A 14140-nucleotide genomic window follows, 5' to 3' on the forward strand; every position below is an offset into this window, starting at 1 on the left:
CAAGCCTCATAATCAACCGCAGTAATGGGGTTCGGGGAATTTCATACTGGTATTACTTCTCTAATGAGCTGCGGACTATTCGGTAGGCAGCCCGCTTCGAGGTAGTCGATGGCGAAGAACATCGACGAGAAGTTCGCTGAAGGCAAGGGTGCCTACCAGGACCCCGAAGCCAAGCTGGCCGCCGCTGAGCAAGCCGGTGGGGCTCCCGCGATGGAGGAACAGCCGGACTCCGACAACATCAGCAACGCCGAACAGGCTGCAGGCAACTGGGTCACCAACGTCACCGCTCCGGCGAACCAGCCGCAGAAGGTCACTGGCAAGGGCCGGTTCCGTCGCGGGCCGACTTTCACCATCGTTGGGATCATCGTCTTCGTTCTGACCGGCGGGGCTGTCGTGCTGACCCCGTCGATGCTGCCGATGTACGCCGAGAACATCTTCTCGACCTCCCTCGACGACATCACGTCCGGGCTGCAGTCTCGCTACGTCCACGTCGTGAAGACCCGCATCCAGGGCATGACCTCCGGGATCTGCGGCGAGAAGGTCTCGGTACGTTGCCGATTCTCGACCGCGGGGCATCGCCAGATCACGGCTCTCGAGCGGGCAGGGATCAAGGTCGACTGTGGCGACGGCTACGGCACGTGCGACAAGCGGTTCCGCAACCGCATCCAGGGGCTGCAGTTCCCGGACGGCACCGAGGTGCGTGACCCGGCCAAGGTCTGGAGTTCGGTTCGTGGCAACCCGGCCGTGCTGCGAGATCTCTACAAGTCCTTCAACGTCAAGTGGTACAGCCTGAACACCCCGAGTGCCTCGAAGGCTCTGAAAGAGCGTGGCCTGAACAAGACCAAGAAGATCAAGGGCTCCACGAAGGAGGAACTCGATGAGAGCCTGAACAAGGCGGTCAACGCCGAGGCACCGCCGAAGATCAATGGCGTTGATGCCAAGCCAGTCCTCGACGACGACGGCAACGAGACCGGCAAGTACTCCATTACCAACGCGGATGGCACCGTCACCGAGTACGACCAGGCGGAACTCGACAAGCAGAACTCAAGCCTCGAGAAGGCCAAGACTGAAGTCAACGCCAGCAAAGGCCTGGCCGGTGCCGTCAAGGGCATTGGCATCATCGGCACGGCGGACTCGGCATGTTCCATCTACCAGGCGACTCGCATGCTGAGCTTGTCGGCCAAGGTCATCCGCAACGAACGTCTGATGCAGTTCGCGATGGCCATGCTCGGTGTCTCCAGCTCAATCAAGGCCGGGCAGGCCAAGCCGGAAGAAGTCAGCTACGCGGCCACGAAGTGGACCGAGACGGACCCACGGGAGACCATCGGCATCGACGGCGTCGGCCAGCCGATTGCCAACCCGAACTACGGCAAGTCCGCTACCGACAGCTCAATGTGGAAGCTGGCCGCACTCGGCGAAGTTCCGAAGAAATCATCCCTCAGCACCTCGATGTCGAGCTTCATGGTCGGCGGCACGGGTGCGGGCATGCTCAACAGCGTCTACCAAACGGCGAAGTCACTGCTGGGCGGTAACACCCAGGCCTGTGGCATCGTGCAGAACCCGCTGGTTCGAGCAGGCTCCGCCATCGTTGGCTTCGCCGTTGGCCTTACGCCTATCGGCCTTGCTGGCACCGTCATCAAGGCCGTGGCCGGAACCATCGCCACCGACCTTGCGATGGGCTACCTCGAGTCGATGATCATGGAGCAGGCCGAGGACGTCGACATCAACGAGCTGGCTCGCTACACCGACATGTCGGCCGCGATGTACACCGGCACCTCCGGCGTCTACGGAGCAGTCGCCTCGGCTACTGGGGCCACACCAACGACCGCGGCCAACCTGACCGACTACATGCAGACCCGTGAAGACGGCCAAGCCCAGATCGCCAAGGCCGAGTCGCAGCTCGCCGCCGCGACACCGTTCGACGTCAGCAACCCGTACTCGTTCGTCGGCACCCTGATCCGCAACACGGCTTCAATCGTTGGTTCCGGGAGCTTCGTCGATCGCTTCCTAGGCATGATTCCGAGGAGTTTCGCCTCGGCCTTGACCGGCAACACGGTCAACGCAGCTGCACTGGCTGAGCAGTTCAACATCTGCGAGGACGAGGACTACGAGGATCTCGGCATCAAGGCCGACGTGATGTGCAACCTCCGCTACGGCTTCTCCAGCGACGAGCTGGCGATGGACACCGGCGAGGTCGCCGACTGGATGGTCAACAACGGCTACGTCAAGGACGATGCCGAGGAAGACGCCCCGGTCGAAGACGTCGCTGTCAAGGACAGCCTCTACGCCAAGTACCTCGACAACTGTGCCTTCCGCACCACGCCATACGGCGAGCAGGGCACGGAAGAGGACAACGGCGACGACCGCGACTGGGTCATCGGCAAGAACTGCCTCGGCACCGGAGCCGACCTCAGCCAAAGCGTCTTGAGCTACTTCAAGGTCTTCACCGCCGACTACAACATCATCCTGACCCTCGACGGAGGCAGTGCCGCCTGATGCGGGCCCTGACGCTCCGCCGCCGGGCGGTCGGCATCTTCGCCGCACTCATCGCGGTCTTGCTCAACGTGGCGATCCCGAACGCGGCCTTCGCGGTGTTCGACGAACGCTTCTACTCGAGCAACGAGATTCTCTTCTACGACCCGAGAGCCGTGGCTTGTTCAGCCCGTGGAGCAAGCTCAGCGGCGACCGTCGAGGCCCTCCGTGGCGACGACAACGCCTCGAAGATCTACAACTTCTGGACCGACGCCGGGCTCACAGCCCAGCAGGCTGCCGGTATCGCGGGAAGCATCCAGCACGAGAGCGGCTTCAGTCCGTTCCGGCAAGAGATGCCGCACGCCGATGGCAAGCCGGTCTGGCCGGATGGTGGCTGGGGCATCGCCCAGTTCACCTGGGACCCGGGCCAACGCGGTGACGCCACGGCCTACGTCCGCAACGACATCGGGGCCGACCTCTTCGACAAGTACTACAAGAACGACTACGGCGGCAGCGTCTTCGCGTCCAACGGCTACGTTCCTGACGGGGTGCCGACCGAGGTCAACGACAAGTTCCTCCTCTCGGAGCTGAACTACCTGCTGGACCACATCAAGGGCCTGAACCCGAACAACATCCGACGCGGTGACTACCAGCGGGACTTCGACAAGAGCTTCGGCACCGACACCACGCTCTACGACTACCTGGCGACCCTCTCGACCGCCAGCGACGTCGCCATCGCCTGGACCTACCTCTACGAGTATCCCGGCGACATCAAAGCGACCGCGACCGCCCGAGGCGAGAGTGCCGAGGCCTTGCTCGCGACCCTCGGCACCAACGTCACCAGCTCCTGCGGTGGCAGCGGCCCGACCGATGGGGGCATGACCCTCGACCAGGCCAAGGCGTTCATGCAGACCTACCTGCAGATCGACGACGGCGACCCGAACAACGACGCCCAATACCTTTCTGGAGCCTGCTATCTGCTCACCGACAACTGCGTGACCTTCAGCTCGTACTTCGTCCGCAAGTACACAACGCTCAACTGGCAAGGAGCGGACGGCGGCAAGGTCGTCAACGCCCTCTCAGAGGTTAACCCTGACGCCGAGGTCGGCACCGTCCCGCAGACCTACGCCATCTTCGGCACCCGCAAGGGCAGCACTATCTGCGACGACGGACTGCCATGCGGCCACACCGGCATCGTCCTCGGCGTCGACACCGCCCGCAACAAGGTCATCGTCGGAGAAGCCGCCTACTGCAACCCGAGCTTCACCGCCGCCCGCGAGTACGACCTCGACGCCTGGAGCAACGGGGAATACACCTACCTCTACGCCAAGAACAACCTCAACCCAGACCGCTCGGGAGATCTCTACTGATGGACGCCCCACGCAAGCGAATCGTCATCGCCGGTGCCGTCCTGCTGGTGCTGCTCTTCATCGGGCTGGTCATCTGGCTCTGGCCTCGAGGCGAGGACAACCAGTACGGCGAGGGCGTCGAGATCGGCGGCTACAGCGGGCAGGTCAACAACCTGCCGAGCGACTACCTCGACGGCTTCGAAGCCGCCTTGCTGAAGATGGTCCGCTACAACGGCATCAGCGACGCCGAAGCCAGCGACATCCGCGACGCCACCATCCGAGACGGCTCAGCCAAGCAGACCTACCTCGACGGCAAAGGCACCGGCTACTCCGGCAGCTTCATCGTCGACATCGCCTCCATCAAGCAGTCCTACGAGATCCAGTACGAGTACGCGGCTCCGAACACCGGCGTCACGACGTCCGGCTACCCAGTGCTGGTCAACTGCCTCGACACCGACCAACTCATCTACGGCGACTTCGGCTGCAAGAACCTCTACGCCGCCGAATCCGAAGACCTCGACCCGCTGGTCTCGCACCTGCCGTACAAGAACCTGACCTACCAGATCAACGCCGACTCCACCGCAGGTGGCGACAAGCTCCGCCTCAACGTCAAGCTGTCCATCCCCGACATCGATCTCTCTGGTGACGAAGCCTCCCGCCGCCAGACCATCACGCTCTACAAGGCCGAAGTCACCAAGTGGATCTCCTCCCAAGGCGTCGACCCAGCCAACTACGACATCCACTACAACTACAGCGACACCGGCGAGAGGGTGGAGTAGACACTGGCGGAAACAAAGAGAGCCGGAAGCGTGGGCTTCCGGCTCGCAATTCTTGGTTAGGCGACGAGGCGAGCTTCGAGACCATCCGCTAGATGGCTGAGCCGGTCCGGGTCGTCGTCATGCCGAAGGAAGTCTGGCAAGCGATCCATGGCGATGTATCGCTTGAGAGCATTCAGACACACTCGAGCATCAGCCTCGCCCATCTCCAAAGCCAGGGCCTCCCCGCGAGGGAGGTGCCGGAACATGGCCAGGCTCAGGTCGGCAAGGGCCTGCATCGCGTGGTCGAACTGTCGACGCTCCGCGGGAGGGGTGCTGCGGTCTTCCAGAAGCTCGGAGAGAGCCAGAACGGAATAGTCGATGACATTGCCGTCATCGATTGGGATTCTTCGTTCTGTCTTGCTCTCCGGTTCCATGGATTATTCCGTCCTAACTACTATTTTACCAAGACGGTGCGAACTACGTCGTTGTAGTTTTGGCAACATGCTAAGGGCTGTGGCAAGAGGCTGCAGGTATTGAAGGGTGGGAGTGTTGCCAGTGACGGAGCCACAGCTGCTCGGACTGATCGAAGCGTTGCAGACGCTTCGCGAGGCCGTCAAGGGACATTGTGTTCGCCCGCACGGCCAAGCCGCCAAACAGGCTCTCAGCCAAGCCCACTCTGACCTGCTCGGGGCTACCGCCCTCATCGACTCCCTGGCTGGAGATGCCGCGGGCACCCTGGCACAACGCCGCGAAACACGCCTGCCTCAGCTCGTCGGTGTCAAGGCTGTCCACGACACACTCGTCAGCGGCCGAACCGGGCTCGGAAGCACCCTGTGGAGGCAGGAGGTCGAGGGGCTGAAGACCTACGACATCCAGCCTCCGGCGGTCAAGAAACGAACACTCGAGTACCGGAAGCGGAAGTACCTCTCGAAGCGATGGACGACCCGCGTCGACCAGGACCCGCTCCGCAGCAGTGACGTCGTGGCCGACGTTCTCCGGGCCGTGTCGAAGGAAGCACGCACGGCGAGCAAGTTCGGTGCCAACAGCACGCGGATCACTCGGTGCAAGCAAGTGGTCGAACTAGTCGACTCGTTGCTCATCCTCTGCATCAACGCCGCCATCGACCGCGACGCGGTGTTCCAGATCTCCTATGCCCTCAGTGCCATCCCGCTCGGGAGAGTGGCTCGTGGCTCAGCAGGCTGAATTCTGGACATGGAACATCGCGGTGGTCATCTCGATCATCGCGGCAGCGGTGGCGTTCACCTCCGCTGGATTCACGGCCTGGAACGTTATCGCCGGGCGGCGTGACGTTCGGAGGAAGCTCAGGGACGAGGATGCCACCGCTCGAGAGGCGGTGCGTAGCTGGGTCGAGCCGACCGGCAGGCTCGCCATCCGAAACCTTCGCGACAAGCCCATCACCGGTGTTCAGGTGACCTGGGCGGGAGAGGACAAGTTCCCTCGCGTCTTCGTGTTGTCGTCGCTCGATGCAGGCAAGACTCACATCTTTGAACTCGGTGAAGTCCCGGCCGGAGTGGTGGCCACTATCGAATTCAGCATCGAGAACGGTGCCCTCTGGCGATCGATCCCGGGCCGAGCTGTCGATGCCGACCTTCCGAAGGCTGAGCCGGTAACGAAGCGAAACCTGGGTCGGTAGGGGTGGAGCTGGAACCGACCGGGTCCGTCCCGCCAGGGCTGAACAACTAATTTGCTCAACTACAAATCGCGGCCGGAGTCGCATCTGACCGGCTGAAGCTGCGACATCGCCAGTAGCGACAGCCCCTGGAGCGACTCATCTCGCGATCGCCGCCTCCTTGGCAGCCTCCCTCTGACCCACCTCCGCAACTACCTCCAGCAGGTCCCAGGCCATCTCGCCAATCACGGATACGGTCTTCGCTCCGGCTCGTTGCGTCTTGCCCCGCACCAGCAGGTACTGCGTGCGGAAGGCCTTGGCTCCCACTGCTTCTTGGGCGTCATCGAAGAAGACGACGTGGCAGAGTCCGGTGCCGTCGTCGAGCGTCACGAACACGGTTCTCCTGCCAGATCTCATCGGCGGGGTGTTGGTGGCTCGACGCACCCCGGCCACGAGAACCTCACTTCCGCCTCGCAGCTCGAGGAGTTTGCTGGATGGTGTGACGCCCAGCTCTCGGAAGAGCTGGTGGAAGCGTTGCATCCGGTGGCCCTCGGTACTCATGCCCATCGTCTGCAGCTCCAGGTCGGTCTGGGTTCGCCCTCGGAGGTCTTCGGCCACGGCTCCCTCGAGTCGTGGCACTTCCAGTTCGAAGTCCCAGGAGAGCTGGGTCGAGGCGACTCGCTCGGGCTTGGTCTTCAGCGAGCGGATGTGGGCCAGTAGCTCGTGCCGTCGTTTGGGCTGGTAGCCGATGAAGGCGTCCAACGCTCCGACCTTCGCCAGCGTCTCGAGCGTCGCCTGTCTCGGCCGCACACGGGTGCGGAAGTCGGCCAGTGAGCTGAACGGCTGATGCTCGACTATCCGGCTTCGTTCGGCCTCGGAGATGCCCACCAGCTCGGTCAGGGCGACACGGATGGAAGCTTGGGTGTCGTAGGGGCCGGCCTGCTCGATGCGGAAGTCGAGGCCGCTCTTCTGGACGTCGACGGGCAGCAGCCGGATGCCGAGTCGCCGAGCTTCGGCGGCGATGACGTCTTGGCCCCACATGCCCGGCTGGTGGGTAAGGAGCCCGGCCAGGTGGTGGGCCGGGTAGTGCGTCTTGAGCCAGGCGGACTGGTAGGTCGGCAGGGCGAAGGCGGCACCGTGGGCCTTGCAGAATCCGAAGCTGCCGAACCCTTCGATGCTCGGCCAGAGCCGGTCCATGACCGTCCCGGGCACGCCTCGCGTGGTGGCTTGCCCTCGCACCCATAGCTCGATGCCGGGGAGCTGCTCGGGATCGGCGAGTCGGCGGCGAATCTCGTCGGCACGCCCCAGCCCGCAGCCGGTGAGCAGGTCGATGGCCAGCATGACTTGCTCGTGGTAGACGAAGACGCCCCGGGTCTGCCGCAGTATCGGCTCCAGCTTGGGGTGGGCGTATTGGACGTCCATCTCGCCGTGGCGGCGGGCCAGGTAGTTGTTCACCATGTCGTTCTTCATGGCACCCGGCCGGAAGAGCGAGATCTCCAGGGTGAGGTCGTCGAACTTCTCCGGCTGGAGCTTGCCGAGCAACTGCATCTGCCCAGGGCTCTCGACTTGGAAGACGCCGAGGCTCTCGGTGGTGCGGAGCATCTCGTAGACGGCCGGGTCGTCTCTGGGGACGGCGTCGAGGTCGATGTGCTGGCCGGTGGTGCGGGCGATCTCGGTCACGGCGTGTGCCATGGCGGACTGCATCCGCACGCCGAGGATGTCGAACTTGCTGAGACCCATCGGGTCCATGTCGTGCTTGTCGAACTGGCTCATCGGCAGCCCGATGCCGCTCATCTCGACCGGGGTTCGGTCCAGCAGTGAGGCGTCCGAGATGATGACCCCACAGGGGTGCATCGAGACGTGCCGGGGCAGGCCGTCGAGGCGTTCGGTGACATCCATCAGGAGGTCGAGCTGCTCCGAGGAACGCACCGCCTCGGCCAGATCGCGAAGCTCGGGCTTCTCGGCTAGAGCCTGCCGAATCCGCCTGGCCGAGAACCGCCAGAAGCTCTTGGCGATGGAGTCGATCTGGTCCGGCTCCATCCCGAGGGCCAGCCCGGCATCTCGCACCGCACCACGGGAGCCGTAGGTGGAGACCATCGACATCAGGGTCAGGCGTTCAGCCCCGAACTCTTCGAACAGTCGGAAGTAGACGTCGTGCCGCCGAGCCGATTCCACGTCGATGTCGACGTCCGGCAGGGTGGAGCGTTCCGTCGATAGGTGTCTCTCCCAGAGCAGCCCCTCGTTGAGCGGGTCGACACCCGACGTGTCGAGGGCATAGTTCAGCACCGAGCCAACGCCAGAGCCGCGGGCTTGGACGCGGATGCCCATCTCCCGGATGATGCGAGCCACCCGCGAGACGGTCAGGAAGTACGGGGCGAAGCCAAGCTGCTCGACCGTCTGCATCTCGTGAGCCAGCCGACGCTCCGCCAGCTCGAACCGCCCCCGGCCGAGGCCTCCGTAGCGGCGGTTGATGCCCGCCCGAGCCTGCTCCCAGAGGGCCTGCAGCGGTTCGGTCGAGCCGATCCCCAGCACGCTCGGCTCCGGCATGTGCGGCCGGTTCATCCCGAGATCCGCCTCGGCATCGAGGGCACAAGCCTCCGCCAGACGCTCCGTCTCGGCCAGCAGCTCTTGCACCGCCGAACGAGGATGGTCTCCGACGTCGACCACCATCCGGGCAACCTGCCGCATCTGAGCTTCCGGCTTCAGCCAGGCCTGGGCGGTGAGTGGCAGCTCCAGCACGTCGAGCGGACTCAAGGCCGAGACGGCATCGGCGACGTCGGCGGTGGCCGCCTCCCGATGAGACGAGTAGCGGACGGCGTTGGTGAGTACCGCAGGGATGCCCAGGGCCTCCGCCATCCCCAGCATCCGGCTGGCAGTGGTCACCGACTCCGGTTGCCCCGGCTCGGCCAGATGGCAGACCACCTCGACCCGCAGACTCGACGCCGGAACGGCAGCACGCCAGGCCTCCAGTGCCCGGCGTGCCTCTGAGATCTCCCGTGCGGCCACCAGCCTGCCGACATCGGACTCCGGCCCGACCAGCACCACCAGCTTCTCCTTACCGGCAAGCACGGTGCGATCCAGCTGGCTCGAGCGTGCCGCCGATACCACCCGGCACAGCTCGCCGTACCCGCCGCCAGAGCGAGCCAGCACCGTGACCCGACCATGTTCGCCAAGGTCGAGGTCGGCACCGAGAATCGGGGCGATACCGAACCGCACGCAGGCTCGAACATGCTTGACCGCACCGTAGAGACCATCTCGGTCTGTCAGGGCCAAGGCGGTGGCACCTTGCTCGGCAGCCACCTCGACCAGCACCTCGGGGTCGGAGACTCCGTGGTGCATCGAGTAGGAGCTGGCGACGTGGAGATGCGTGAACACCGGCTACTCCCACGCCAGCTCTAGGAACCACGCCTCCGGCTCGGCGTCACGACGCAGGTCGAATGAGCGTGCCTGGTCTCCGAGCATCGCTGCCTCGACCCGCCAGAGTTCCAAGTCGAGCCGGTCGATCAGACGAGGCTGTCGCCACCAGGTTCCGCGACGTCGGTAGAAACGCTGCGGCACGCCAGTCACGAAGTACTCGAAGCGATTCCAGACGAACGACGAAGGCTGGCCATCCTCATCCACGACGACCGTGATGGGGTCGTCGTGATGCTCCGGCATGCCCTACTCCTATCGAACGTATCTTCGAGAGGGTGAGCCTACGCCGACCGACCGACATCCAGCTAGACCGGGAGAGTCAGCTCCGGACCATCGCCCCTGAGCGGTGCCACCTCGTAGGCATCCAGCCGCTCTGCTACCGGGGTCGCCTCGGCCACCGCCCAGTCGAGCAGCGACTGGTCTCCGGCCGTCTGCGGATCGAGCCATTCCGCCCATGCCGAGCCCGGCAACGTCACCGGGGTGCGGTCGTGGATGCGGGCTACTCCGCCAACGGCAGCTCTGGTCAGGATGGTGGTGGTCAGGAGCCAGGGGTCGGCTTCCGAGGCACGCCACCAGGAGTAGAGCCCGGCGAAGGCCAGCATCTGAGCCTCCGGGTCCGAGATGAAGAACGGCGTCTTGACCTTCCCCTCGGTCAGCCACTCGTAGTACCCCTGAGCAGGCACCAGACACCGCTTCGACTTGACGCTGGCCTTCCACGTCGCCTTGCCAGCAGCCTCCTCGGCACGAGCGTTGAAGGTCGGGTACTTCGGCGGCTCCTTCGCCCAGGTGGGAATCAGCGACCAGCGAGCTGCCTCGAGCCGACGCCCGTCCTTCTCGGTCTGCACCACGACCGGCACGAGGTTGGTCGGCTTGGTGTTCCAGTTCTGCTCGGGCAGATCCTCGCCAATGACATCGACCTCGAAGAGGGGCTCGATGCCCTCCAGACGTGGTGTGACGTAGCGGCCGCACATGGGTTGAGACTACGGTCGTCCGGCTCGCAGATCTGGGAGCGGGTCGGGGAGTAGGGAGTCGATGTCGACCTCAAGCACCTGGGCGATGGCGAGGATGTTCCGCAGCGACGGGTTCGCCGGAGTGCCCGGCATCGACTCGCCCTTCTCGAACTTCTGGAACGTGTAGCGGCTGAGTCCCGCGGCGTAAGCGACCTGCTCCTGGCTGAGCCCACGCTCGACCCGCACCCGTTGGATGTTTGTGCCCAGCGTCGTCGCCAGGGCGTCCCAGTCGCCCGTGGGTCGTCGCTTTGCCATCTCCCCAGCGTCCGCAATCTGGCAGATGCGAGCGGCCTCCCGTATATGGCAGGCTGAGTCGATCGAACGATGACGGGGTGGTGGCATGGCCGACAACACGGCACGAGCAAGGGCCGAACTCGAAGGGCAGCGGCGAGCCGTTCGGGAACACACGCGGAAGTGGCATGACTACCCGGACCAGATCGACAAGGACTACGCATGGAAGACGATCCAGCGAGTGCAAGGCGAGATCGCCCAGCTCAAACGAGACCACCCGAGCCTGAATACCCGCTCCAGCGAGGATGACTGGCGTCCTGGAGACAGGGCACTATGACCGTCGACTTGAACGCTCGGGCCGACGCGATGTTGGCGTCAACGGCCACGGCCGTCGTGCTGGCTGGCCCATTCGGTATCGGCAAAATCATCGAGGAGGTTGCGACCGTTTCTCCCTTCGTTTTGCGTGCGATTGCGGCAGACGGTTTTGCCTCCTCGCCCGGGTTCGAGTCTTTGCTGATCGGCTACGAGGGTGACCTTGGGGCTGCACTCGTCTTTGCTTGGAATCCACGCGATCCGGATCAGCTGCTTGAGGTCGTGTGGTCCCAGTTCAATCAACTCGGAGGCCATCTGCACAAATCGACTGCCGAGTTCGGTCTCTTCGATGACTACGCGGCGACCTTCCTTGAAGACTCTGTGGTGGTGGATCTCGCCGACCACCTGTCTGCCACCGCCTCCTAGCTCGGAAAGCTAGATGGATATCGCGGCCTTCCCCCTGAGCCTCATTTCGTTGGCACTGGGCATTCTCTCTGCAGTTATCTCGATAATCCTCTTCGTCCGTGAGGCGTACCCGGACACCCTCTTGGCACTCTGGACAGTCCGCACACGGGCAAGCCTGTTGCCGGAAGACTGGCGGGATAGGCCGACGGAAGTAGAGATAGTCGCCAGTATGGAGGGTCCGGCGGTCTGGGAGATTCGCATCGCCAACATCGGACGAGCGACGGTTGTCGTAGAGGGCATCTACGCCAATGCGACTGACGGGGGCGTGTGGGGATGCGGTCTGATCTGGCTCGATGGGGAGCAGCTTGATGCACAGACGGTTACGTTGCTGCCTGGCCAAACCCTCTTGGGCAGGCTCCCTGACCGGGTCGTTGCACCAAGTCGATTCTGGGCGGAGGTACTGGTCCAGAGCTGGCGGCCACTGTCACGGCTGCGAAGGCTCGAGGCGTTTTCTGTCGTCTTGAGAGGTAACCCGAATAGCGAAGCCCCGGAGATTGCACACAGCTTGGAGCCTCGCGGGCGAACTACGGACAAGCGGAGGAGCTGGACTGAGGCCACTTTCAACTAGCTCCGAGGTTTGCCGCCTGGAAGGTAGTCGTCACTCCGAGAGCAAGGGAACCTAGATCCCCAGGTCGGCCTCGAGAATCCGCTTGAACTCGTCTTTCCAACCGCTGTCCTTGCCATCCTGGGCGATGTGATTGAGTTCGCCGATGTACTCCGACAGGTTCACGGCAATGCTGTTCTCTTCGCCGACCCACGAGACCAGGAGTGAGACGGTCTTGTTCAATGAGCTAATGACGTCGGGGGACGAGTCATGGTCAAGGATGGACAACGCCGCCCTTGCGAATTCCTTCTGTTCCTCTCTCGATATATTCATTACCTAATTATAAATCATTTCAAAAATAAGTGAGCAGTTTTACATCATGCTCGGGATGGATGGCTTAACGTTCCATCAAGACGGCGACCTTCGGTCAGTGGCCGAGGCCGGTGTACTGGTCGCGGCTGGTGCCGTTGTCGTGCGGGCCGTTGCCCGACCCGTAGTGGTCGTGGTTCGCGGAGTCGAAGAAGTTCGACATGCTCCGGTCCCCGTCGCCGAGGAGGGTGTGCCCCTCCGCCGGGCCGCTGCCGAACGAGACGGTCAGCTCGTTGCCGTCCGCGTCGGCTCCACCCATTGGTTCGCTCCAGTTGCCCACGAGGGCTCCTTTCGAAGTTGCCCTACCGGGGCTACGGGGACCGCCGGGAAGTCGACGGGCCGAGCCGCTCTCGAGTAACTATTCAAGAGGGGGTCGGCCTGCCGACTTATGCTGCCAAGGCTGCGATATGAGTATCGCCACTTGGCATATGTTCATAATGTCATATATGGTAGCTATTGTCAATAGCTTGACGGCAATTATATTGACCAATTGCGATAATTGTGATATAATTCGAGCATTATCGAGATACCAATCTGAGGCTCTCGGTAGGCCCATCCGCATCACATCGCCGTAGAGCCCCGGTCGGGGCTCGAGCTGGCCGGCCCGTCGTCGAGACGCGGCACCGCCCCAACTGGGGGCGTGTGTCGCCCGTGCGTTCGCGATGTCATACCTAAGCGGCCTCCTGTATATGGCAAGATGCTGAACACCCCGACCTGGGGAGTGCGTCGTCCAGCGACGCCGGACGGGCTGCACCCATCAACTTCACGCCGCACCGCGGCAAGGAGACCCAACCTCCATGGAACGAAACGAAACCACAGCACCAGCAACTTTCAGCGAACGCCTCAAGCGAGAGGGCTGGAAGACCGCCTCCGTCCTGGCCATCGCCGGACTGGCTCTGGCTGGTTGTGCCCCAGAGGGCAGTGAACCGACTGCCACGACCCCGGCCGCCGTCGAGACCACGACGCCGGGCCCAGAGGTCACCGAGGACGTGCCGACCATCGAGGAGATGGTCGCCGCTGAAGCAGACCCTCACGCTTTCGACATCCCGCTTGACGCCACCCCTGAAGAGTTCGTCGCCAAGTGGAACGACTGGATGAACGCCATGGAGACAACCCACCTCGCGGGCGATATCTACACCGCTGAGTACTCCGACGCCTACCTCCTCGAGAACGAGTTCGAGGAGAAGGTCGCGAAGGCTCAGATTGATCTCTACTACGACGCCCAGTTCAAGGCGGGTTGGCGTGATGACTCGGCCATCAACGGCATCTACGAGAACAATGTCAACAACGCCCTCGGAGACTATGCCAGTTGGAATGGCGGGCAGGACGTCCTTGAGCGGAGCCAGACCGTCGACGCGTTTGAGGTCATCACGCAAAGCGACGAAAAGGTAGTAATCCTGATCGACGCCGTCACCCACTACAAGGGCGACCCCGACAACCCGAACGTGGCCAAGCTCGATGGGTATGTCGATACGACCGCCGTCACTTGGATTCCCGAAGGTGACCGCTGGGTACTCAACGGCTGGAACTAATCTACTTCTCTAGATAATCTGCTTATGCTAAAATTGCTTTAGCAAATGCAGTAT

The 14140-nt window shown here is 63.2% G+C and carries 15 protein-coding genes; 8 read left to right on the plus strand and 7 right to left on the minus strand.

The window, feature by feature from the left end; all coding sequences use genetic code 11:
* Positions 1-108 precede the first annotated feature (108 nt).
* From AB0O89_RS04900 to AB0O89_RS04910, 3 genes are read left to right on the plus strand one after another with little or no spacing between them, the layout of a single operon-like run.
* Positions 109-2496 carry a hypothetical protein gene (locus AB0O89_RS04900; protein ID WP_363494728.1) on the plus strand — a complete coding sequence of 796 codons (2388 nt, stop codon included), beginning with the start codon at positions 109-111 and terminating at the stop codon, positions 2494-2496.
* The gene (locus AB0O89_RS04905) at positions 2496-3842 is read left to right on the plus strand and encodes a phage tail tip lysozyme (protein ID WP_363494730.1); all 1347 of its coding nucleotides are present in this window, start codon (positions 2496-2498) and stop codon (positions 3840-3842) included. Before AB0O89_RS04900 ends, AB0O89_RS04905 begins: the two co-directional genes overlap by 1 nt.
* Positions 3842-4600: a hypothetical protein gene (locus AB0O89_RS04910; RefSeq protein WP_363494732.1), complete on the plus strand. Its 759-nt coding sequence runs from the start codon at positions 3842-3844 to the stop codon at positions 4598-4600. Before AB0O89_RS04905 ends, AB0O89_RS04910 begins: the two co-directional genes overlap by 1 nt.
* Before the next feature lie 56 nt (positions 4601-4656).
* Here AB0O89_RS04910 and AB0O89_RS04915 read toward each other — a convergent pair whose 3' ends face one another.
* Positions 4657-5013, minus strand: a complete 357-nt coding sequence (locus AB0O89_RS04915) for a hypothetical protein (protein ID WP_363494734.1) — start codon at positions 5011-5013, stop codon at positions 4657-4659.
* Positions 5014-5134: 121 nt separating this feature from the next.
* Between AB0O89_RS04915 and AB0O89_RS04920 the strand changes: the two genes are divergently transcribed.
* Complete coding sequence (locus AB0O89_RS04920) at positions 5135-5782, plus strand: hypothetical protein (protein WP_363494736.1); 648 nt, start codon at positions 5135-5137, stop codon at positions 5780-5782.
* Positions 5766-6233, plus strand: coding sequence for a hypothetical protein (locus AB0O89_RS04925; protein WP_363494738.1), 468 nt, complete (start codon positions 5766-5768; stop codon positions 6231-6233). Before AB0O89_RS04920 ends, AB0O89_RS04925 begins: the two co-directional genes overlap by 17 nt.
* Before the next feature lie 135 nt (positions 6234-6368).
* Here AB0O89_RS04925 and dnaE read toward each other — a convergent pair whose 3' ends face one another.
* From dnaE to AB0O89_RS04945, 4 genes are all read right to left on the minus strand, one after another.
* The gene (dnaE, locus tag AB0O89_RS04930) at positions 6369-9584 is read right to left on the minus strand and encodes a DNA polymerase III subunit alpha (protein WP_363494740.1); all 3216 of its coding nucleotides are present in this window, start codon (positions 9582-9584) and stop codon (positions 6369-6371) included.
* Between the two features lie 3 nt (positions 9585-9587).
* A complete protein-coding gene (locus tag AB0O89_RS04935) occupies positions 9588-9866 on the minus strand; it encodes a hypothetical protein (protein WP_363494742.1) in 279 nt (92 codons plus the stop codon).
* Between the two features lie 62 nt (positions 9867-9928).
* On the minus strand, positions 9929-10594 hold the full coding sequence (locus tag AB0O89_RS04940) for an SOS response-associated peptidase (RefSeq protein WP_363494744.1): 666 nt from the start codon (positions 10592-10594) through the stop codon (positions 9929-9931).
* A gap of 9 nt (positions 10595-10603) precedes the next feature.
* Positions 10604-10888 (minus strand): helix-turn-helix transcriptional regulator, encoded by a 285-nt coding sequence (locus AB0O89_RS04945; RefSeq protein ID WP_363494746.1) that lies wholly within the window; start codon positions 10886-10888, stop codon positions 10604-10606.
* Between the two features lie 85 nt (positions 10889-10973).
* On the opposite strand from AB0O89_RS04945, the gene AB0O89_RS04950 reads away from it, so the two are divergent.
* Both AB0O89_RS04950 and AB0O89_RS04955 read left to right on the plus strand, forming a co-directional pair.
* On the plus strand, positions 10974-11201 hold the full coding sequence (locus tag AB0O89_RS04950) for a hypothetical protein (protein ID WP_363494748.1): 228 nt from the start codon (positions 10974-10976) through the stop codon (positions 11199-11201).
* On the plus strand, positions 11198-11602 hold the full coding sequence (locus tag AB0O89_RS04955) for a hypothetical protein (RefSeq protein WP_363494750.1): 405 nt from the start codon (positions 11198-11200) through the stop codon (positions 11600-11602). Before AB0O89_RS04950 ends, AB0O89_RS04955 begins: the two co-directional genes overlap by 4 nt.
* A gap of 658 nt (positions 11603-12260) precedes the next feature.
* Here AB0O89_RS04955 and AB0O89_RS04960 read toward each other — a convergent pair.
* Positions 12261-12518 carry a hypothetical protein gene (locus AB0O89_RS04960; RefSeq protein WP_363494752.1) on the minus strand — a complete coding sequence of 86 codons (258 nt, stop codon included), beginning with the start codon at positions 12516-12518 and terminating at the stop codon, positions 12261-12263.
* Positions 12519-12612: 94 nt separating this feature from the next.
* On the minus strand, positions 12613-12834 hold the full coding sequence (locus AB0O89_RS04965; protein WP_363494754.1) for a hypothetical protein: 222 nt from the start codon (positions 12832-12834) through the stop codon (positions 12613-12615).
* Between the two features lie 517 nt (positions 12835-13351).
* On the opposite strand from AB0O89_RS04965, the gene AB0O89_RS04970 reads away from it, so the two are divergent.
* Positions 13352-14086 (plus strand): hypothetical protein, encoded by a 735-nt coding sequence (locus AB0O89_RS04970; RefSeq protein ID WP_363494756.1) that lies wholly within the window; start codon positions 13352-13354, stop codon positions 14084-14086.
* The last annotated feature ends 54 nt before the right edge of the window (positions 14087-14140 follow it).

It is taken from the genome of Microbacterium sp. NPDC076895 (assembly GCF_040687115.1).
GTDB lineage: Bacteria > Actinomycetota > Actinomycetes > Actinomycetales > Microbacteriaceae > Microbacterium.

Coding starts and splice junctions, on each gene's coding strand:
- AB0O89_RS04950 (WP_363494748.1), top strand. CDS start 10,974: ATGGCCGACAACACGGCACGAGCAAGGGCCGAACTCGAAGGGCAGCGG.
- AB0O89_RS04915 (WP_363494734.1), bottom strand. CDS start 5,013: ATGGAACCGGAGAGCAAGACAGAACGAAGAATCCCAATCGATGACGGC.
- AB0O89_RS04940 (WP_363494744.1), bottom strand. CDS start 10,594: ATGTGCGGCCGCTACGTCACACCACGTCTGGAGGGCATCGAGCCCCTC.
- AB0O89_RS04935 (WP_363494742.1), bottom strand. CDS start 9,866: ATGCCGGAGCATCACGACGACCCCATCACGGTCGTCGTGGATGAGGAT.
- AB0O89_RS04905 (WP_363494730.1), top strand. CDS start 2,496: ATGCGGGCCCTGACGCTCCGCCGCCGGGCGGTCGGCATCTTCGCCGCA.
- AB0O89_RS04945 (WP_363494746.1), bottom strand. CDS start 10,888: ATGGCAAAGCGACGACCCACGGGCGACTGGGACGCCCTGGCGACGACG.
- AB0O89_RS04900 (WP_363494728.1), top strand. CDS start 109: ATGGCGAAGAACATCGACGAGAAGTTCGCTGAAGGCAAGGGTGCCTAC.
- AB0O89_RS04910 (WP_363494732.1), top strand. CDS start 3,842: ATGGACGCCCCACGCAAGCGAATCGTCATCGCCGGTGCCGTCCTGCTG.
- AB0O89_RS04955 (WP_363494750.1), top strand. CDS start 11,198: ATGACCGTCGACTTGAACGCTCGGGCCGACGCGATGTTGGCGTCAACG.
- AB0O89_RS04970 (WP_363494756.1), top strand. CDS start 13,352: ATGGAACGAAACGAAACCACAGCACCAGCAACTTTCAGCGAACGCCTC.
- AB0O89_RS04960 (WP_363494752.1), bottom strand. CDS start 12,518: ATGAATATATCGAGAGAGGAACAGAAGGAATTCGCAAGGGCGGCGTTG.